We start from the raw sequence: 19,231 nt of genomic DNA on the forward strand, positions 1-19,231 counted from the left end.
ACACGCGAAAAAGGCCCGGTCGCAAAACCGGGCCTTTCCTTATGTCACCGGCCGCTTACCAGCGGCGGTCATAGCGGTAGTCGCGGTCGCGGCGGTTCTGATAGCTGCGCCACTCGCCCTGGTTCTTCCAGTAACGACCATCGCGATAGTAGCGACCGTCATTGCGCTCATAGCGGCCGTTGTAATAACCGTCGCGGCTGTTGATGCCGTGCTCCCGCTCCCAGTGGCCCTGGTTCCGGTAGCAGCGGCCGCCGCGATAATAGCCGCAGCTGCCGTTGTTCGAGGACGAGGCCGCGCCCAGGGCCGCACCCGCCAGGGCGCCCCCCGCGACATAGCGTCCATCGCCCTGGCCGATCAGGGCCCCGGCGACGCCGCCGACCACCGCGCCCAGCACGGCGTCACGGCCGGTGTTGTCGCGATCGCGGTCGCGATAATTATGGGCGGCGGCCGGAGTCGTGGCCAGCATCGTCACAACCAGAGCAGGGGCGATAGCGCCGGCGCCGATCTTGAACAGGGTCTTCATGGCGGGCTCCTTTCGAAAGCCGGTTGATCCGTTGTCCCCCTTTTAGCGAAGCCTGTCTGAACGACCCCGGGGGCGCCTGTTCATTTTCGCTTCATCCAGGCGCCTAATTTCGCGCCGCCCCGCCCTTGACGCCCCCCGCCCCCCTGCCTAACTCCCCGGTCGTTAGCACTCGGGGAGGGCGACTGCCAAAGTCGTGGGCTCCGAGGGCTGGAACCAACATCCTGACAGGAGTTACTCAGATGGCGTTTCGTCCGCTCGGCGACCGCGTGCTGGTCAAGCGCGTTGAAGAAGAATCCAAGACCAAGGGCGGGATCATCATCCCCGACACGGCCAAGGAAAAGCCCCAGGAAGGCGAAGTCGTCGCCGTGGGCCCCGGCGTCCGTGACGAAGACGGCAAGTTCGTCGCCCTGGAGCTGAAGGCCGGCGACCGCGTCCTGTTCGGCAAGTGGTCGGGCAGCGAAGTGAAGATCGACGGCGAAGACCTGATCATCATGAAGGAAACCGACGTCCTGGGCGTGCTGTCGTAAGACACGTCCTGGGTTTCCGGTTTCTCTCGTAAAAACATCTAGATAGGAGCTGCCCGCATGGCCGCTAAAATCGTAAAATTCAACACCGACGCCCGCGACAAGATGCTGAAGGGCGTCAACGTCCTGGCTGACGCCGTCAAGGTGACCCTGGGGCCGAAGGGCCGCAACGTCGTGATCCAGAAGTCCTTCGGCGCCCCGCGCTCGACCAAGGACGGCGTCTCGGTGGCCAAGGAAATCGAGCTGGAAGACGCCTTCGAGAACATGGGCGCCCAGATGATCCGCGAAGTCGCCTCCAAGGCGAACGACAAGGCGGGCGACGGCACCACCACCGCCACCGTCCTGGCCCAGGCCATCGTCCAGGAAGGCCTGAAGGCCGTGGCCGCCGGCATGAACCCGATGGACCTGAAGCGCGGCATCGACAAGGCTGTCGAAGCGGTGCTGGAAGAGGTCAAGTCGAACTCCAAGCCGGTCTCGAACAACTCGGAAATCGCCCAGGTCGGCACCATCTCGGCCAACGGCGACGCTGAAATCGGCGACCTGATCGCCCAGGCCATGGCCAAGGTCGGCAACGAAGGCGTCATCACCGTCGAAGAAGCCAAGACCGCCGAAACCACCGTCGACATCGTCGAGGGCATGCAGTTCGACCGCGGCTACCTGTCGCCCTACTTCATCACCAACCCGGACAAGATGGAGGTCTCCCTCGAAGAGCCCCTCATCCTGCTCCACGAGAAGAAGCTGACCTCGCTGCAGCCGATGCTGCCGGTGCTGGAAGCCGTGGTTCAGTCGGGCCGTCCCCTGCTGATCATCGCCGAGGACATCGAAGGCGAAGCCCTGGCCACCCTGGTGGTCAACAAACTACGCGGTGGTCTGCGTGTGGCGGCTGTCAAAGCCCCTGGCTTCGGCGACCGCCGCAAGGCCATGCTGGAAGACATCGCCATCCTGACCGGCGGCCAGGTCATCTCTGAAGACCTCGGCATCAAGCTGGAAACGGTCACGCTCGACATGCTGGGCAAGGCCAAGAAGGTCCAGATCACCAAGGACGACACCACCATCGTCGAAGGTTCGGGCGAGAAGGACGGCATCGAGGCCCGCGTCGGCCAGATCAAGCGTCAGATCGAAGACACCACCTCCGACTACGACAAGGAAAAGCTGCAAGAGCGTCTGGCCAAGCTGGCCGGCGGCGTCGCCGTCCTGCGCGTCGGCGGCTCGACCGAAGTCGAAGTGAAGGAAAAGAAGGACCGCGTCGACGACGCCCTGAACGCGACCCGCGCCGCTGCCGATGAAGGCATCGTCCCGGGCGGCGGCGTGGCCCTGCTGAAGGCCTCCAAGGTGCTGGCCGCGCTGAAGGTCGACAACGCCGACCAGACCGCCGGCGTCAACATCGTCCGCCGCGCCCTGCAGGCTCCGATCCGTCAGATCTCGGAAAACTCGGGCGTCGAAGGCTCGATCGTGGTCGGCAAGGTGCTGGAATCGGACAAGGCCGAGTTCGGCTTCAACGCCCAGACCGAAGAGTACGGCGACCTGGTGGAAATGGGCGTCATCGACCCGGCCAAGGTCGTCCGCTCGGCTCTGGCCTCGGCCGGCTCGGTCGCAGGCATCATGATCACGACCGAAGCCGCCATCGCCGACGCGCCGAAGAAGGCTTCGGCCGGCGGCGCCCCCGACATGGGCGGCATGGGCGGTATGGGCGGCATGGACTTCTAAGTCCGGCTTCTCAAAGCTCAGACTACGGAAGGGCGGGATCGAAAGGTCCCGCCCTTTCTTTTTGCGCACGGCTTCTCCCTCCCCTTCATGGGGGGGGTATAGTGATGTCTTCACGACTGCGCGGTTGTGACCACACCATAGGCGGGCGCATCAATCGTGTAGGCAAGACAGGTTGGGGGTGTTCTGCACCTAGCTGAAGGGTTCAGCGGCGCGTCATATTATTGATCAAATGCCTTCCCGGTGGAACATCGATGGACGCCTCGCGGGCAGCGGCTTCTATCGCTTCGAATTCCGTTTGAACCGCGATGCTCAAACGCTCAAGGCGACGTTTTTGCTCTGCCAGTCCAACACAAACTGGTGGACTGGCCGTCGCTCGGAACCCGGCGCAATAGGTGTCAACAGAGGCAGCAATCGCTCTGGCGCTTCCGAACTCCCAGCGCATATCCGAGCGATATTGAACGACCTCCAAGTCCACGGTGTTGATGTCCATCACATAGCTTTGCGCCTCTGCACTCGCTCCGATAGCCGCCATGCTCTGACCGGGGCTGTTGCTCAGGATGGCTTGAGCTCTTCGACGGTTGTGCATTCTGGAATACAGGCGCTGATATCGACCAGCCGCGTTGGCGAGTTGATCCTGTAAAGCGGGAATTCTGGCTTCTATACCGTCAAGATTTGTGGTGAGCCGAGCGAGGTTTTCCATCGCTGTGGCGTGAGCGGTTTGAGCACCAATCTGATCTGAGCGCCTTTCCAAATCCACGACAGCAGCACGGTATTGTTCGGCAGTTCCACGACGATAAGCGCGATATCCCCCCTGCCAAGACAGGTTCAGAACGTCTCCATCAAACGCACCGGATAGGCTGGGCGGACTCCCCAAAGAGAGAAGGGCTGAACGTATGGTCAGCATGACGGTCGAACCGTCTCCGGCACCTTCCACAGTGAATGATGAGCTTGTCGTTTTGCCTGCCTCATCCAGCGCCATCGATTCCAGCCGTCCGGTGATCCGCCCGTCTGGCGTCTGAACCAGGAAGATCATTTCCGCCGAGCGTGGCGATGCGCTGACATATGTCCCTGAGAGTCCGGATTGGGCGAAACTCGGAGCGGCGATCACCGTCAGGATCAGCGCCAATAGAATCGCGCGGCTGGCTTCGATCCGGCGTGTGATCGCCCGCGCGATTCCGATCAGATGAGCTGTGGTCATGTTCTTTGCCCCGGTTGCTATCCGGAGACCTTACTCGAACAGGATCAGTAAACACCTAAAGAGGTGATAAAATCACCTGATAGTGGCGACGATCCCGCGACTAGTGATCGTGGCGACATGATCACGCCACGACAGATCAAGGCGGCGCGAGCCTTATTGGGTTGGTCCCAGCAGGAGCTGGCGGACCGCGCCATTGTTTCGCTGAACGCCCTGACCCGATTGGAACGCGGGCAAGTTGATTCACGCTTGAGCACCTTAACCGCTGTTGAAACCGCCTTGATGAAAGGCGGCGTTGAATTCATTGCCGCCGCAGAAAAGGGTGAAGGGGTGCGGCTACGCCGGGCATCAAACTAGAGGCCGGAGTTAGCTACGCTCTGTAGTTGCGTAGTGATGGGTTCTCGTTCTGCGACAATGTCAGCGCTCATGGTAGATATCCGGCGAGCCAGCTGCGCTCCAACACGACAGACGCCATCGCTGCGGAGTGTGAAATCTGCCCCTGATAGCGGCGTGGACAAAACAAACCGTAAGATGGCCGCATCAACAACCGGGCGCGACGTCTCCATCAGATCAAAGACGAAAGCTGGCGCCCCTTTCGAGGCGTGGTGCATAATCCCGATAGCCGGGTCATAGCCTTCGCCCAAAAGCTCAATCTGCAAATGCGATTGCAGGACCGCATAAGCGTAGTTGAGCATGGCGTTGACGGGATGCGACGCTCTCCCGTTCTTGCTTTTACCAGGGCGGATCGCTGATCGGGGGCCTATGGCCGCCCATGCATCAGGAACCGGATGACGGACCGTTGCGCGCCATTGCAGCGGAACCCCTTGCCACGCTGAAAAGTAAGTGGCGCTCGCACGACCCTCGATACCGCGAAGAAGTTGAATGTCCGCCGGTGGATTCTGCGTCAGAAGGTCGAGTTCATTTCGCAGCCCCGCGCATGATCGATCCCGCACCGCCGAGCTTGGAAAAACAGTTTGAAGAGTGTCGATTGAATTGGCGATCTTTTGGCGGATCAGATGGACCGACAACGCCAACCGTCGCCGATTGTCGGCGCGAGTTTCGATCTGCCATTCGACCTTGGCACGATCTGCGCCATAGCCTTGCTCCGACAAAACAGACGCAACATTGCCGGACCAATCGATGCGGACCAGCGACACGCCTTGTTCCGAAAGCCATGTCAGCACTTCGAAAGACAATGTCCCACTGCCGTCGATCAGAACAATGCGCGGCGGTAATGACAGGTCGCCGCGAAAGAACCGATGCGAAGCCTGCTCTTGCGGGTAGTGTGTAAAGCCGTCCCGGATGACGAGCGAACCGTTCTGAATGCGAAGCGAAACGCCATGCCCGCAAAGGACCAGTGGTTTTGTATTACGCTCTCGCCGCCTGCGCGGTTTTTGGGGCTTCTCAGTTTCAGTCATCCAATATGCTGAACGCGCGGCCCATTCGTCGCTAAGCTGGACTGAATCGGTTAGATACGGCTTGGTGTCGAGACAGGACACAGAAGATTCCAGACACGCTATTTTTCAATGCTCTAACCTATCATTGTTAGGCTCTAATTCGCAGAGAATAGAGGGCTGCCGCGCTTAAAAAGATGGCCGATATTGACCCTGAAACACTTGCTGCCGATACGTGGCAGTTGGCGGACCCGCTTGATTTCGCTTGGTTCGGTTTCGCGCCAAGCGACCTGAAAACGCAGTATCGGGACTCTGGCGATAACCCAGGCAGAACCGCTGCACTGCGGCAGATGATGGAAGCCGAGGTGCGCGGGAAAATCGGAGATGGGGAACTTGCGGCATACGGGATTCTGACCGCCCCCAAGCTGGAGGATACAGCGCGCAGAATTCCGACGACATTATTCCAGGCGCAGAGCGCCAGCATTGATTGGGACCAAGGAATAATCACAAGCCTAGGCAGAACGTTCGCCGAAATTCGCGTATGCGGCCTCGAAATGCTGAGATTGGAGGCGGCGGCTTTTACCGATCCCGTCTCCGAGAATACGCCTCGGAACAAACGAGGTGGAGGACGCATAAGCCAGTATCCGCAAGCTCGAGAAGTTCTCGAAGCTCTTCTCGCTGTGCCGTCGTATGCGTCCCTGTCCGCTGCCCGCCTGCTAGAGCCATTTAATCGCGCATATCTCGATAAATTTTGTCCGCCAGACGGGAAGCTACCACCCGTCAGCGAGCGCAGTTTACGTAATTATTTAAAACGGTATCGGCAGGAATTGGCAGAAACTGGCCTGAAGTGATCTTGCCAATTGATTCAGTCGCTTAGCGCTCACACTCGCGCTCCAATCCGCCAGACGGCAATCCCGCCGATGGATTGGTTTCGATGGCGCGGCCTCGCGACTACAGCGCAGAATATAAACGCCGCATGGCGAAAGCAGCCGCCCGTGGCCTAACCCGGTCACAGGGACGGGGCCATGCGCGGTCGGGCGAAGCGTCTATTCGCCCCCGCCTGGAACGAGACCGCGACAACCTTGAAGCCGCGCTTAAGGCTTTTCGCCAATTCGGCAATCAGTCAGACGCCGCCAAATCCGCCAGGATATCGCCGGAACGCTTTCGGCGTTTTCTGCGCGAGAATTCGCTGGCCGAACGACGCGGAAGTTCGTGGCATTTCACCGATGAACGACTGCGCCGTATGCAGGTCATTTCAGACGGCGATGCAAAAACCCTAACGCTTCGAGGGTTCGACCAAGCGTCATTGAACGGCAGGCATCTGGCTGCAGTCGGTCAGTTCCTTGGCTCCAATAAGATCGAGTTTCTGACGCCGTTTATCGGCCAGTCGGTCATCGACGCTCGCGGCCAAAGCCACCCCCTCGAAACCGATCCCAACGTTCTTCACCGCCTCGCCGCCGCCGGGAGCGAGGTGTTCCATGATGTCTACCGGCTTATTCAGTGAGATCGACATGAACGCCATTGAACTGGCCAAAGAAACCCGAAAGCAAAACCGGCTGGAACGGTTTGGCACGAACACGCCGCGTTGCGGCGTATGCGGAGAGGCCGATGATCGGTGCCTGGAAGCGCATCATGTCGCAGGTCGGAAACATGACGACGCGACAGTTTTGGTTTGCCGGAACTGCCACCGTAAGGTGAGCGACGACCAGCGAGATTATCCAGCCCTCAATCCTGACGCGGACGCTTTTCTCGACGCCGTTGGACGGTTCATGTTGGGGCTGGCCGATCTTCTGCGCCTGATCGTCGAACGCCTGATCGTGTTCGGCCATGAACTGATCAACCGGGCTGCTTCGAATGCAGTTGGCGGCGAGTCATGAGCGTGTTCGCCATTCCACCGATCACGGATCACCTTCCGCTCGCCATCCGCGCCTATGCCGAACCTCACGCCGTAGCGGGAACGAGCCTACAAAAGCCGAAAGGCCAACGTCGCCCTTCCCGCGCGCGTGCGTCGGATTGGCAGGTCATATTCGATACTGAAACCACCACGAACGCCGGACAGGCGCTCCGCTTTGGAAGCTATCAGGTTCGCAAATCCGGCGAATTGAAAGAGGCCGGAATTTTCTATGCGGCCGATGGCGTGACGCCTGCTGAACTCAACGCCCTTCACCGCCATGCCGAGGTCAACGGTCTGCGTTTGCTGACTCGCGATCAGTTTGCAGACGAAATTATTTTCGCAATCGGCTGGCAGCTTCGCGCCACAATCATTGGCTTCAATTTGCCGTTCGATATTTCACGGATTGCCCTCGCACACTCATCAGCGCGAACCGCAATGCGAGGCGGGTTCAGCTTCAAGCTATCCGAGCACAAAATCTACCCGCGTGTTCAGATCAAACATCTGTCGCAGAGAATGGCGTTCATCCGCTTCGCCGCGACCATGCGCCAGCCAGACGCGCGCAGCGCCCGTAAGCAAGGTCGAAAGGCTCCGCATCGGGCTGGCCATTTTGTTGATGTGAAGACATTAGCGGGCGCTCTGTTCGCCCGGTCGTTCTCGCTGGTCAGTCTGTCGGCTTTCTTGAAGGTCGATAATCTCAAGCTGGATTTTGACGATTTCGACGGTCCGGTCACGGACGCGATGATCAGCTACGCCATCCGCGACGTTCAAGCGACTTGGGAATGCTACGCTGCCCTTACCGCCCGTCTTGATCGACTCGGGCTGCCAAACGCTGCGCCGGAAAAAATCTACAGCGAGGCGAGCATCGGCAAAGCCTATATCGCGGCTATGGGCATCGAAGCATGGCGCAAATCGCAGCCTGATTTCCCGCGCCCGCTTCTAGCCAACATCATGGGTAGCTATTTCGGCGGTCGCTCCGAAGTCAGAATCCGTCGCGACGTTCATCAGGTCATCCTCTGTGACTTCCTGTCTATGTATCCGACCGTCTGCACCTTGATGGGCCTTTGGAGGTTCATCACGGCTGATGGGATGACCTGGAGGGACGCAACGGCGGAAGCCGCCGCCCTTCTTGAAACCATCGATATCGAGACGCTGCAATCCCAAGCGATCTGGCGCGAGTTGGCGACGCTGGTTCGGGTTTTGCCAGACGGCGACGTGTTTCCGGTTCGCGCGGGCTATTCCGACGAACCCCAATCTACTATCGGCGCGAACCATCTTACCGGCGACACGGCGTTGTGGTTCACCCTGACCGATTGCATCGCCTCAAAGCTGGCGACGGGCAAAGCGCCGAAGGTTATTGAGGCGGTCGCTTATTCGCCGGGGCCCATGCAAGCCGGGCTTTGTCCCGTCAACATTGCGGGCAATCCCGAATACCGCGTCGATCCGGCCACGACCGACTTTTTCAAACGGATGATCGAACTGCGCCAGTCGATCAAGGTCAGGCGCGATGCAGCGTCCGGCGGGGAACGGGACGAACTGGAGATCGAACAGAACGCCCTGAAAATCGCGGCCAACTCGACCAGTTACGGAATGTATGTCGAGGTGAATGTGGCGACGCTAACCAAACGCCACGCCACAACGATTCACAGTTCGACGTGCGATCCGTTCGACTTCGCTAGCGACAAGGCTGAAGAGCCGGGGCCATATTTTCATCCGCTATTGGCGACGCTGATTACTGGCGCGGCGCGGTTGATGCTGGCCATCACCGAACGGCTGGTTTCGGACCACGGTCTGCAATGGGCGTTCTGCGATACCGACAGCATGGCCATCGCTCGGCCAGCCGATATGGACGCCAACGAATTCGCGGCCAGGGTCGCCGCCATTGTCGATTGGTTTAGCGCTCTCAACCCCTATGCGTTCGGCGGATCGATCCTGAACGTCGAGAAGGTCAACTTCGCCCTGGACGACAGCAAGCGATCCGAACCCCTGTTTTGCTGGGCCGTGTCCGCCAAGCGATATGCGCTGTTCAATGTCGGCGAAGATGGCGCTCCGATCATGCGCAAGGTGTCGGCGCACGGCCTTGGGCATCTGCGCCCGCCTTACAATGCCGACAATCCGGCGGTTAGGATTCCGTCGCCCGACGACACCGTGCTCAAAGACGGCATCGCGCTTTGGCACAGCGATCTGTGGTTTCAGATCGTCAGCGCAGCCCTTGCCGGGCATCCCGATCAGGTTGTCCTCGATTATCATCCGACTTTGGATGCGCCGGCGGTCAGTCGATACGGCGCGAGTTCGCCGGACCTATTGCGCTGGTTCACCGTGTGGAATCGTGGTCGGCCCTATCGCGATCAGGTCAAACCGTTCGGCTTCCTGCTGGCCATGTCCGGCCATCTCAAGCTTGAAGACGAGCGGATCGTTGAAACTAACAGCACAGAACGCCGTCGATCAGCGAAACGCCCCAGGCCGATTTCCTCTTATGATCAGGACCATGCAAAGGCCGTAGCATCCGCGTTCGACCGGCAAAGCGGTGAACCCGTTCCCGCCACGGCGCTAAAATCCTATGGCGAGACGCTGGCGCAATATCACATTCAGCCAGAGTCCAAGTTTCTCAACGCCGACTATCTCGACCGTGGCGTGACGACCCGCCGACACGTTCGCATGATTGCGACGCGCCATATCGGCAAGGAATCGAACGATTGGGAACGGCAGGCCATTCTCGGCTGGGATGCGGAGGCGCAGCCGGATTACGGCATCGGCAATGACGACCGGTCGCGGCTTGCCGAAGCACTGGCGGCATTCGTCGCCGATGTTGGATTAGCCAAGGCCGCCACGGCGTTGCGAACAAATCCCGCTCGCTTGAAATCCATCATGACGCTAGCGGGCGGTCGAAACGCCGAAAGGGTGGTGCGATCTATCGCGACGCGTCTGCCCGCCGCCTTAGAAACCCACGCGTCGGCCTGCCGCGACCGGGACGCGGAACGGCAGGTATTCCGCGAAATAGTCGGGCGGGAAGGATTGCGGGAAACGGCGCGGAAGCTTGGCGTCGATCCGTCGAACCTGCGAAGAAAGTTGCCAGAGTAGTCCATCACGCTCACTTGGAAGTGTGCGTAGATAAAAGCCTACCGAGGGTTCAAAGCCCTATTCGCCACCTTTCTGCCGAAGTAAATATTTTGAGGCCCTCTATTTGCTCGAAGCGGTTGACCGCGCGACCGCTTCCTCCATCACTAAAGCATCCACGTGCTCGAAGGCGGCTCGACCATTTAGCGTCTTGGATAGCTCGAAGCTGAAATACCCGCTTGGCTGCCCCTTGTTGACCACAGCATCAGCAAAATCGTGCTCGCCATCGCACGGCCATTCCATACGGATCAAATCCCGAATCTCGACATTGCTTGCTTCAACTGCGCTTGAGTGCGGTGCCTGAACCGCCGCGTCTATTATCTCGTCGATCACTTCGCTCTTCCAGACCGTACCAATCTGGGCCTCGAATGCGGCCTCGCCGCCAATCCGATTGACGTAAATTCCATGCAGCAGGGTGGCCGGACCATGTCCGACATAGGTGGTGCCGCCGACCTGCAATTTTCCACTCTTGCTGTAGGTGATGACCGGAGCCCCGGACATTCCATCACGGGAGGCGCAATCGACGAGGAACTTTTTCTGGCGTTCCCATCCGAGGTGCGGCGCGGTCGCCACGGTTGCGCGTTTCCACAGCGGTTGGAGCGTTTCGTCGATGATCCCCTTCGGGTAGCCAAGGATGAAGAGATCGTCGCTCACTGAGAGATAGCGCGCGAAATCGACGTTGAACTGCGCGCTGGCACCCGCAAAATCTTGAATACAAGAAACGTGAGACCCCAATCCGTTCTCGGTGGCCGGGGATTCCATCGCGAGTGATTTGACCACATCACCACCACTCGAGAGCATCATTCGCGTGGGATATGGATGAGAAAGGTCGATTGGGATCGCGACAACATCTACGCGAGGAAACCCTTGCGGGTGGATGAGGTAGAAAGTTTCTTCGTCGTTTTCTAGCGGTAGTTCGAATGGCAAACTTGTATTGCCGCGCACGCCACCAGCCCCATCGACAAAACTGCAAGTTACATGTGCTCTAACCCGATCTGGGGAAACCCCGCTCTTTGATAGCGCCTTCAACGTCTCAGAATGTCTGCCGGTGAGGTTATGCCAGGCTGTGACTAGGTAGGTGCGCTGCGCGCGGCGATATAGAACGCCAGAGCCGACAGCGAGCTTGTGCTCCTTAAAAAACATCTCAAGAAAAACGACCGCGTTGTTCGGGTTCATTTATGCGCGACAATATTTGTTGATAAGATTTTATCGTTGCTAGTTAAGACCTGCGCCGGTGATCCCGGCTAGGAGTAGTCTAAAGTTGTTAAGTTAAGCGAGGTCGGGAGCATATGGCGAACGAAGATCGTTTCAAACAGATCGTGGTTACGACGATCGCGAAGCGAGCGGCCAACCGCTGCTCGAATCCTGACTGTCGAGCGATTACGAGCGGTCCAGGCGTTGCGCCTATGGCCACGGTGAATGTCGGCGAAGCCGCTCACATCTACGGTGCAAACCTCGGCTCCGCTCGCTACGCGCCCGACATGACTTCGGCTAATCGAAGCGCCATTACGAATGCGATTTGGCTATGCGGCAACTGCCATAAGCTCGTTGATGACGACGAACAGCGGTTTCCGGCGGGACTTCTGTTCGAGTGGCAGCGCGAACATGAACGGGTTATCGCTGAACACGTCGGTAAAGCCGGTGCGGAACTTCGTCGACGATACGAAGACCGCCACCTCGAAGAGTTCGGCAAGCTGAGCTACCTTGCTGAACGCATAATCCTAGAGAAGGGGTCGCTTTGGGAATACCGGCTCACTTCGGAGGTGCTTCGGTTTGAAATGGCTCCGATTGCGCGACGATGGGGGGCATTGAAACGAGGTCTCTACGTTAAGCCCTCGCAGCGGATAGGAAAGGAAGACTTCTATCCTTGGATACAAGCGAGGTTGCACGAAGTTCGAGCTATCGTGAACGCCTGTAATGGCTTGATGAATGACGAGTTCGCCCGCGCATGGGGTGCGTCTGGCGTTCCCGGAAGCGACCGGGATATAGTGGATTCTTGCCGTCTATACGCAGGGGTTTGCCAGAGTATCATTTCGTGGGAAGAAGATATCAGATTCACCTCAGTTCACCATATATTTCGTAACCTTCAAGACCATTTCACGGGCGTTGCTGGTGTGCTGCTAGAGGAGGCGTTGAAAGTTCCAGAGTTCCTTTCGGACACGCTATCTCAGGAAGGGCTTACAGGAACTCACACCCTCAGTCTCACTCTAAGCCTGCCAGACGGATGGGGTGATGAGGCCGAGCGCCTGATGGAGAAATCGGTAGCTGACTTCGCTGCGGACTTGGAGGGGTGAACCTGTAGAAAGGCGAAAAAGACGTGCGCCAGATCAGACGGATGCCGAGCCGACATCCTTAGTGAAAAAAACGCTCGTAATGGCCGCCTTTAAGAATGGCAGAAAAAGGGTGGTCTTCTTCCTTAGTGAACCCTGGGCTAGCCCGCTTTGAGCTTGAATGGTTGTCGTTCAAATCCTGTCGCAACTGTGCGGGCTGTAGTCACAGATACACAACCCAGTGGATATCACTATACCCCCTCCCCTTCATGGGGAGGGTGGCTGAGGCCGACAGGCCGAAACCGGGTGGGGGCGGCAAGGCGATGCAGGCGCCGAGGCCAGGATCACCCGGCCCTCCCCACCCGGTCTCCGCTTCGCGTCGACCACCCTCCCCATGAAGGGGAGGGAGAACCCGCGCGCTAGTTGCCCGCCTCCCCCACCTCACGCCCCGCCAGCCGCGCGCCCTCGACCACCGCCGGGTCGGTCCGCGCCGTGTCCAGCACCCAGTCCCTAAAGCGGGCGATCTTGGAGGTCAGACGGCGGCCGGGCGGGTAGCAGAGCCAATAGCCCTCGGCCAGGGCGACCGTCGCCTCGAACGGCCGAACCAGCAGGCCCCGCTCGATCTCTCGGCCGTAGAGAATGGGCGAGCCCAGGGCCACGCCCTGATCGCCCAGGGCCGCCGCCACCTCCATCGCCTGATTATCGGCCGTCAGACGCGGCGGCGGGGCGGCGTCGACGGGCGCCACGCCGGCGGCGGCGAACCAGGCCCGCCACTCGCCCGGCTCGCCGATCAGATGCGCCCGCTTCAGGTCGGCGGGCGTCTTCAGATCCAGACGGTCGCGCATCGCCGGGGTGCAAAGGGGGGTGAAGACGGCGGGCATCAGGAACCGGCTCTCCAGTCCAGGCCAGTCGCCTGAACCGAAGCGCAGGGCGACATCCAGCCCATCCGCCCCCAGGCTGGACAGGACCGAACTGGTGTCCACGCGCACCGCCAGATCGGGGTTAGCCAATTGAAACGCCCCAAGCCGCGTCGCCAGCCATTGGGTCGCCAGCGTCTGCAGCGTAGTGACGGCCAAGACGCCCTGATCCGCCTCGACCACCTCGGCCACGGCTCGTCGCAGCAGGGTCATGGCCTCGGTCGCCGCTGTCGCCAGACGCTCCCCCTCGGGGGTAAGACTCACCTGCCGCGCTCCACGTGTGAAAAGAGGACGCTCAAGCTTTTCCTCCAGGTCGCGGATACGCCAGCTGACCGCCGCCTGCGTCATGCCCAGAGCTTCGGCGGCGCGGGTGAAGCTGAGCAGGCGCGCCGCGGCTTCAAACACCCGCAGGGCGTCCACCGGGATCCGCGCAAGAAGATCAACCATAAGCCAACCTTATACCGAAGCGTCGTCATCTCGTTTGTGACGGCGACCAACATGGCCCATCTTCAGGCTCTCAGAAAGGAGGATGGACATGGAAGACATTCACCGCACTCATAAGGAACCCGCGTGGGGATGGGTCGGCGCCCTGTTCAGCGCACGCCCCCTTTCGCCTCCCCCGGCGACCACCAAGTCAGGCGATGCCCGCATCAGGGCCCGACCCTGCCCGACGCCCCCGCGCCGGGCGGCCTGCTGACGGTCATTGCTGCGCCGGGCGCGACCCTAAACGCTCGCCGGGCGCGACAAGGCGTCGCGCCGGGCGGGCTTCCGTCAGCGGAGCAGTTGCCCCTGCGCAGGCCCCCCGCCCATAAAGGCGCCTTCATCGTCGCAGAGGGGGCCCTGATCGATGCGCCGCACCACCCGTATTCCGTCCTTCGCCGCAGCCGCGTTGATCGCCGCCGCCGGTCTGACCGTCGCCGTTCCGGCCGAGGCGCAATCGCGCCGCGCCGCGCCCGCGGCCGAGCGTTCGGATTGGCCCGCCCGCGCCGCCCCGGCCCAGGCCCGCGCCGTGACCTTCGCCGCCGCTGCTGCGCCGTCCGGCTCTCTGGTCCTGCCGCTGGGGTCGGAGGCTGAGCTCGACACGCGCGGCGCCTCGCTGGACGCCGCCACGCGTCAGGCGATCGCCTCGGCCGTCACCGCCGCCCGTTTCGACTATAAGCCGCGCCAGACCCTGAACCTGCACGGCGTCGGCGGCTGGGACCGCATCCTGATCGTGGGTCTGGGCGAAGCGCCCAAGGCCGCCGACATCCAGACCGCCGGCATCGTCGCCGGCCGCGCCTTGAACAGCCAGCCGGGCGCCCTGACGGCCCTGATGTCCGGCCTGTCCGCCGACATGGCCTCGGAACTGGCGACGGGGCTGGGCATCGGCCACTACCGCTCGGACCTCTATGTCACCACCGGCCGCGACCGTCCGGCGCCGGGCGCCCTGACCGTCGTGGCCGACGACGCCGCGAGCGCTCAGGCGCACTATCGTCGCGGCGCGGCCCTGGTCGAGGCGATGGCCTGGACCCGCGACGTGTCCAATGAACCGGCCAACGTCATCTATCCGGAGACCTTCGTCGAGCGCGCCCGCGCCGCCTTCGCCGGCGTGCCGGGGGTCGAGATCACCGTGCTGGACGTGCCGGCGATGGAGCGGCTGGGCATGGGCGCCATCCTCGGCTCGGGTCAGGGATCGGCCCGTCCGCCGCGCATGCTGGCCGTGCACTATCGCGGTCAGGGCGCGCCGTCGGCCGGGCCGGTGGCCCTGCTGGGCAAGGGCATCACCTTTGATTCCGGCGGCATTTCGCTGAAGCCCGGCTCGAACATGGGCAATATGAAGATGGACATGTCCGGCGCCGCCAGCGTCGTCGGCGCCGTCCTGGCCCTGGCCAAGGGCGGGGCGCCGGTGGATGTGGTCGCCGTCGCCGCCCTGTCGGAAAACATGCCGGGCGGCAACGCCATCCGTCCCGCCGATGTCCTGACCGCCATGAACGGCAAGACCATCGAGATCATCTCGACCGACGCCGAAGGTCGTCTGGTTCTGGCCGACGCCGTGGTCTGGGCTGACACGACGATGAACCCGGCCGCCATCGTCGATGTGGCCACCCTGACCGGCTCGGTCGGCGGCGCCTTGGGCGGCGACTATGCGGGCCTGTTCAGCCGTCACGACGCCCTGGCCGCTCAGCTGAAGACGGCGGGCGACGCCACCGGCGAGACCCTGTGGCAGCTACCGCTGCACCCCTCCTATGTGCGGGCCACCTCCTCGACCATCGCCGACATCAAGAACTCGGGCGACGGCGGGGCGGGGGCGGGCACCGGCGCCCACTTCATCGGCTATTTCGCCCGGCCCGAGACGCCCTGGGCGCATCTGGACATCGCCAACATGGCCTTCGGCGGCGCCAATGACGTGAAACCGGCGGGGTCGGCGGGCTACAGCGTGCGCCTGCTGGAGCGGTTCGTGCGCGACTTCCAGCCTGTGGCCAAGGAGAAGGGCACGGGCGGCTACTGAAGCCGCCTTCAGCCTCAGCCTTCCTTGATGGCGACGATCTCGACCGACTGGCCCGCGACCGTCGCCTCATCCCCCTCGCGCCTGCCCAGCAGGGCGCGGGCCAGGGGCGAGACGTGGCTGACGCTGCCTTTAGTCGGATCGGCCTCGTCCTCGCCGACGATGCGCCAGGTCTGGGTGCGGCCGTCCTCGCGCTCAATCGTCACCGTGTCGCCGAAGCGCACCTTGCCGTCCGGCGGCGCCTCGACCATCTGGGCCGTGCTACGCCGCGCCGACCAGTAACGCAGGTCGCGCGTCGCCCGCGCCATGGCGGTACGGTCGGCCTCGATGGACCCCGCCGCCTGAGCCGCCGTATAGGCCGCCCGTGCGGCCGCCAGTTCGGCCTCGATCTGGGCCAACCCCTGCGGCGTGACGAGGTTCGGATGGGGCGAGATCGGCCGGTCCGGCAGGTCCGCCGCCGTGGCTTCCAGATCTTCTTCTCGGGTAAAGGCGACGCTCATGACCATCAACATAGGCCCCGGCGCCCATTCCCGCTAGGAAGGCGGTGATGACGCCCTCCCCTTCCACAGTCGCCGTGATCGGCGCCGGTCCCGCCGGACTGATGGCCGCCGAACGTCTGGCGCAGGCGGGCCTGCGCGTCATGGTGCACGAGCGGATGCCCTCGGTCGCGCGCAAGTTCCTGATGGCTGGACGCGGCGGGCTGAACCTGACGCATTCGGAGCCGCCGGCGCCGTTCCTGAACCGCTATGACGCCGCCTCTCAGGCGCGCATCAAGGGCTGGCTGGACGCCTTTTCTCCCGCCGATCTGATCGAATGGGTCGAGGGGCTGGGCCAGCCGACCTTCGTCGGTTCGTCCGGCCGGGTGTTCCCGAAGGCGATGAAGGGCTCGCCGCTGCTGCGCGCGTGGCTGGCTCGGCTGGAGGAACTGGGCGTCGAGGTCCGCACCCGCTCGCGCTGGACCGGCTGGCAGGGCGAAGCCCTGACCTTCGACACGCCCGAGGGCGAACGCATCGAGCGGCCGGACGCCGTGATCCTCGCGCTCGGCGGCGCCAGCTGGGCCAAGCTGGGGTCGGACGCCGCCTGGGTTCCGGCGCTGGAGGGTGCGGGCGCCGAGGTGGCAGATTTCCGGCCCGCCAATGTCGGCTTTGATGTCAGTTGGTCGCCGCTGTTCCGCGAGCGCTTCGCCGGAACGCCGCTGAAAGGCGTCGCCCTGACGCACGGCGGCCGCACCATGCGCGGCGAGGCCATGATCGCCGCCTATGGGATCGAGGGCGGCGGGATCTACGCCTTGTCGGCTGCATTGCGCGAAGCGGTGGAGCGCGACGGATCGACCACGCTGACGCTCGACCTGCGGCCCGATCTGAGCGTCGAGGCGCTGACGCAACGCCTGTCGAAACCTCGCGGCAAGGACAGCCTGTCGAACTGGCTGCGCAAGGCCGCCCGGCTGGACGCCACGGCCGTCGCCCTGTTGCGCGAAGGCGGCTCCTTGCCCGCCGACCCGGCCGAACTGGCCGCCCGGATCAAGGGCGTCGCCCTGACCCTGACCGGGGTGCAGGGCCTGGCCCGCGCCATCTCCTCGGCCGGGGGAGTCGCGCTGGACGCCGTGGACGAACGGCTGATGCTGAAGGCGCGGCCTGGAGTCTTTGTCGCCGGCGAGATGCTGGATTGGGAGGCGCCGACCGGCGGCTATCTGCTGCAGGCCTCCTTCGCCTCGGGCGTTGTTGCGGCGGAGGGCGTGCGCGTCTGGCTGGACGGGCGCTGAAGCCTTTCGGGGTCGACAGCGGCGGCCTCAGAGGGCAGCGTGGCGCAAACCGTTCAAGAGCCGAGCCTGCCCATGACCTTCGCCCGTTCCGCCGCCGTCGGCCTGATCGCCGCCTTGATGTGTTCGACCTCCGCGCTCGCCCAAACCGGGGCCCAGACCGGCCGCATCGACCCGGCCCGGCTGAACGAGGCGACCCGCGTTCTGGCCTCCGATGAGTTCGAAGGCCGCGCCCCGGTCACGCCCGGCGAGGACCGCACCATCGCCTGGCTGTCGCAGCAGTTTCAGGCGCTCGGTCTCGAACCCGGCGGCCCGAACGGCTCGTGGGTGCAGGTCGCCCAGGTCAGCCGCACCAGTCAGGACGGCCCTGCCGCCATCAGCGTCTCGGCCAGGGGCCGCACAACCGAACTGCAACGGGCCAAGGACGTCATCGTCTCGTCCGACCGGCCGGTGGAGCGCATCAACCTGACCGATGCGCCTCTGGTCTTCGTCGGCTATGGCGTGGACGCGCCCGAACGCGGCTGGGACGACTACAAGGGCGTCGATCTGACCGGCAAGATCATGCTGGTGCTGGTCAACGACCCCGATTTCGGCGCGCCCGAAGGCCATCCGGTCAACGGCAGGTTCGACGGTCAGGCCATGACCTTCTATGGCCGCTGGACCTATAAGTTCCAGGTCGCCGCCGAGCATGGGGCGGCGGGCGTTCTGGTCATCCACGACACGCCGGGCGCGGGCTATCCGTGGTCGACGCTGGAGAATTCCTCGACCGCGCCCAAGTTCGATATCGTCCGCGCCGACCCGGACAAGGAGCGTGTGGCGGCGCAGGGCTGGATTCAGGGCGCGATCGCTGAACAGCTGTTCCGGGACGCCGGGCTGGACTTCGCCGCCCTGAAGGATCAGGCGCGCACGCCCGGCTTCCAGCCCGTGGCGCTGGACGGCGTGACCATGTCCATCGATTTCGGCCAGAAGGCCGACCGGGTCGAGACACGCAACGTCATCGGCCGCCTGCCCGGCACGAAATACCCGGACGAGACGGTCATGTTCGGCGCCCACTGGGACGCCTATGGCCGCGCCACGCCCAAGAACGGCGACGACATCTATAACGGCGCCGTCGACAATGCGACCGGCGTCGCGGGCGTCATGGAAATCGCCCGCCTGTTCGCCGAGGGGCCGCGCCCCGAACGCTCGACCGTCTTCATCAGCTGGGCGGCGGAAGAGACCGGTCTGCTGGGCGCCGAATACTATGCCGCCAATCCCGTCTGGCCGCTGGAGACGACGGTGGCCAACATCAACATGGACAGCCTGCTGCCGGGCACCGAGATCGACCCGAACATCGTCGTCATCGGCGCGGGCAAGAATGATCTGGACGACCGGCTGGCGGTTCTGGCCGCGCGCGAGGGACGCCGCCTGATCCCCGACCCGGCGCCGCACGCGGGCGCCTTCTACCGC

17 protein-coding genes are annotated in these 19,231 nt (G+C 62.7%); 11 read left to right on the forward strand and 6 right to left on the reverse strand.

The genetic code is table 11. The features are described 5' to 3' along the window. Positions 1–55: 55 nt before the first annotated feature. Complete coding sequence (locus D1604_RS09590) at positions 56–523, reverse strand: hypothetical protein (RefSeq protein WP_119413102.1); 468 nt, start codon at positions 521–523, stop codon at positions 56–58. A 239-nt stretch (positions 524–762) separates the two neighbouring features. Between D1604_RS09590 and groES the strand changes: the two genes are divergently transcribed. Together groES and groL are read left to right on the forward strand one after the other, a co-directional pair. After that, positions 763–1,050: a co-chaperone GroES gene (gene groES / locus D1604_RS09595; RefSeq protein ID WP_024354450.1), complete on the forward strand. Its 288-nt coding sequence runs from the start codon at positions 763–765 to the stop codon at positions 1,048–1,050. A 57-nt stretch (positions 1,051–1,107) separates the two neighbouring features. Further along, a complete protein-coding gene (gene groL / locus D1604_RS09600; protein ID WP_024354449.1) occupies positions 1,108–2,754 on the forward strand; it encodes a chaperonin GroEL in 1,647 nt (548 codons plus the stop codon). 202 nt (positions 2,755–2,956) lie between these two features. Here groL and D1604_RS15630 read toward each other — a convergent pair whose 3' ends face one another. Continuing rightward, the gene (locus D1604_RS15630) at positions 2,957–3,952 is read right to left on the reverse strand and encodes a hypothetical protein (RefSeq protein WP_147399902.1); all 996 of its coding nucleotides are present in this window, start codon (positions 3,950–3,952) and stop codon (positions 2,957–2,959) included. Between the two features lie 117 nt (positions 3,953–4,069). Between D1604_RS15630 and D1604_RS09605 the strand changes: the two genes are divergently transcribed. Beyond that, entirely contained in the window at positions 4,070–4,306 is a 237-nt protein-coding gene (locus tag D1604_RS09605) for a helix-turn-helix domain-containing protein (RefSeq protein WP_119413103.1), read from the forward strand. Here the strand turns inward: D1604_RS09605 and cas1 are convergent. Next, a complete protein-coding gene (gene cas1 / locus D1604_RS09610) occupies positions 4,303–5,367 on the reverse strand; it encodes a CRISPR-associated endonuclease Cas1 (protein WP_119413104.1) in 1,065 nt (354 codons plus the stop codon). The two genes, D1604_RS09605 and cas1, sit on opposite strands and share 4 nt — an antisense overlap. 173 nt (positions 5,368–5,540) lie before the next feature. On the opposite strand from cas1, the gene D1604_RS15635 reads away from it, so the two are divergent. The 4 genes from D1604_RS15635 (at position 5,541) to D1604_RS09620 (ending at position 10,315) form a co-directional block, all read left to right on the forward strand. After that, the gene (locus tag D1604_RS15635) at positions 5,541–6,194 is read left to right on the forward strand and encodes a hypothetical protein (RefSeq protein WP_147399903.1); all 654 of its coding nucleotides are present in this window, start codon (positions 5,541–5,543) and stop codon (positions 6,192–6,194) included. 125 nt (positions 6,195–6,319) lie between these two features. After that, entirely contained in the window at positions 6,320–6,847 is a 528-nt protein-coding gene (locus tag D1604_RS15640; protein WP_147399904.1) for a hypothetical protein, read from the forward strand. A 7-nt stretch (positions 6,848–6,854) separates the two neighbouring features. Next, positions 6,855–7,220 (forward strand): HNH endonuclease signature motif containing protein, encoded by a 366-nt coding sequence (locus tag D1604_RS15645; protein WP_147399905.1) that lies wholly within the window; start codon positions 6,855–6,857, stop codon positions 7,218–7,220. Continuing rightward, positions 7,217–10,315, forward strand: a complete 3,099-nt coding sequence (locus tag D1604_RS09620; RefSeq protein ID WP_147399906.1) for a hypothetical protein — start codon at positions 7,217–7,219, stop codon at positions 10,313–10,315. Before D1604_RS15645 ends, D1604_RS09620 begins: the two co-directional genes overlap by 4 nt. Positions 10,316–10,414: 99 nt before the next feature. Here the strand turns inward: D1604_RS09620 and D1604_RS09625 are convergent, their stop codons facing one another. Continuing rightward, positions 10,415–11,527, reverse strand: coding sequence for a hypothetical protein (locus D1604_RS09625; RefSeq protein WP_147399907.1), 1,113 nt, complete (start codon positions 11,525–11,527; stop codon positions 10,415–10,417). Positions 11,528–11,640: 113 nt separating this feature from the next. Between D1604_RS09625 and D1604_RS09630 the strand changes: the two genes are divergently transcribed. Beyond that, positions 11,641–12,645 (forward strand): HNH endonuclease, encoded by a 1,005-nt coding sequence (locus D1604_RS09630; protein ID WP_119413108.1) that lies wholly within the window; start codon positions 11,641–11,643, stop codon positions 12,643–12,645. Positions 12,646–13,040: 395 nt separating this feature from the next. On the opposite strand, the gene D1604_RS09635 is transcribed toward D1604_RS09630, so the two are convergent. Then, a complete protein-coding gene (locus D1604_RS09635) occupies positions 13,041–13,985 on the reverse strand; it encodes a LysR substrate-binding domain-containing protein (RefSeq protein WP_119413109.1) in 945 nt (314 codons plus the stop codon). A 400-nt stretch (positions 13,986–14,385) separates the two neighbouring features. On the opposite strand from D1604_RS09635, the gene D1604_RS09640 reads away from it, so the two are divergent. After that, on the forward strand, positions 14,386–16,026 hold the full coding sequence (locus tag D1604_RS09640; protein WP_119413110.1) for a leucyl aminopeptidase family protein: 1,641 nt from the start codon (positions 14,386–14,388) through the stop codon (positions 16,024–16,026). Between the two features lie 14 nt (positions 16,027–16,040). Here the strand turns inward: D1604_RS09640 and greA are convergent, their stop codons facing one another. Then, on the reverse strand, positions 16,041–16,523 hold the full coding sequence (greA, locus tag D1604_RS09645; protein ID WP_199683747.1) for a transcription elongation factor GreA: 483 nt from the start codon (positions 16,521–16,523) through the stop codon (positions 16,041–16,043). Between the two features lie 47 nt (positions 16,524–16,570). Here greA and D1604_RS09650 point away from each other — a divergent pair, with 47 nt between their 5' ends. Together D1604_RS09650 and D1604_RS09655 are read left to right on the forward strand one after the other, a co-directional pair. Next, positions 16,571–17,785 (forward strand): TIGR03862 family flavoprotein, encoded by a 1,215-nt coding sequence (locus D1604_RS09650; RefSeq protein ID WP_119413112.1) that lies wholly within the window; start codon positions 16,571–16,573, stop codon positions 17,783–17,785. Positions 17,786–17,857: 72 nt separating this feature from the next. Continuing rightward, positions 17,858–19,231 (forward strand): M28 family metallopeptidase (locus D1604_RS09655; protein WP_119413113.1); only part of this gene is annotated, 1,374 nt, incomplete at its 3' end.

The organism is Brevundimonas sp. LPMIX5 (assembly GCF_003576505.1).
Taxonomy (GTDB): Bacteria; Pseudomonadota; Alphaproteobacteria; order Caulobacterales; family Caulobacteraceae; genus Brevundimonas; species Brevundimonas naejangsanensis.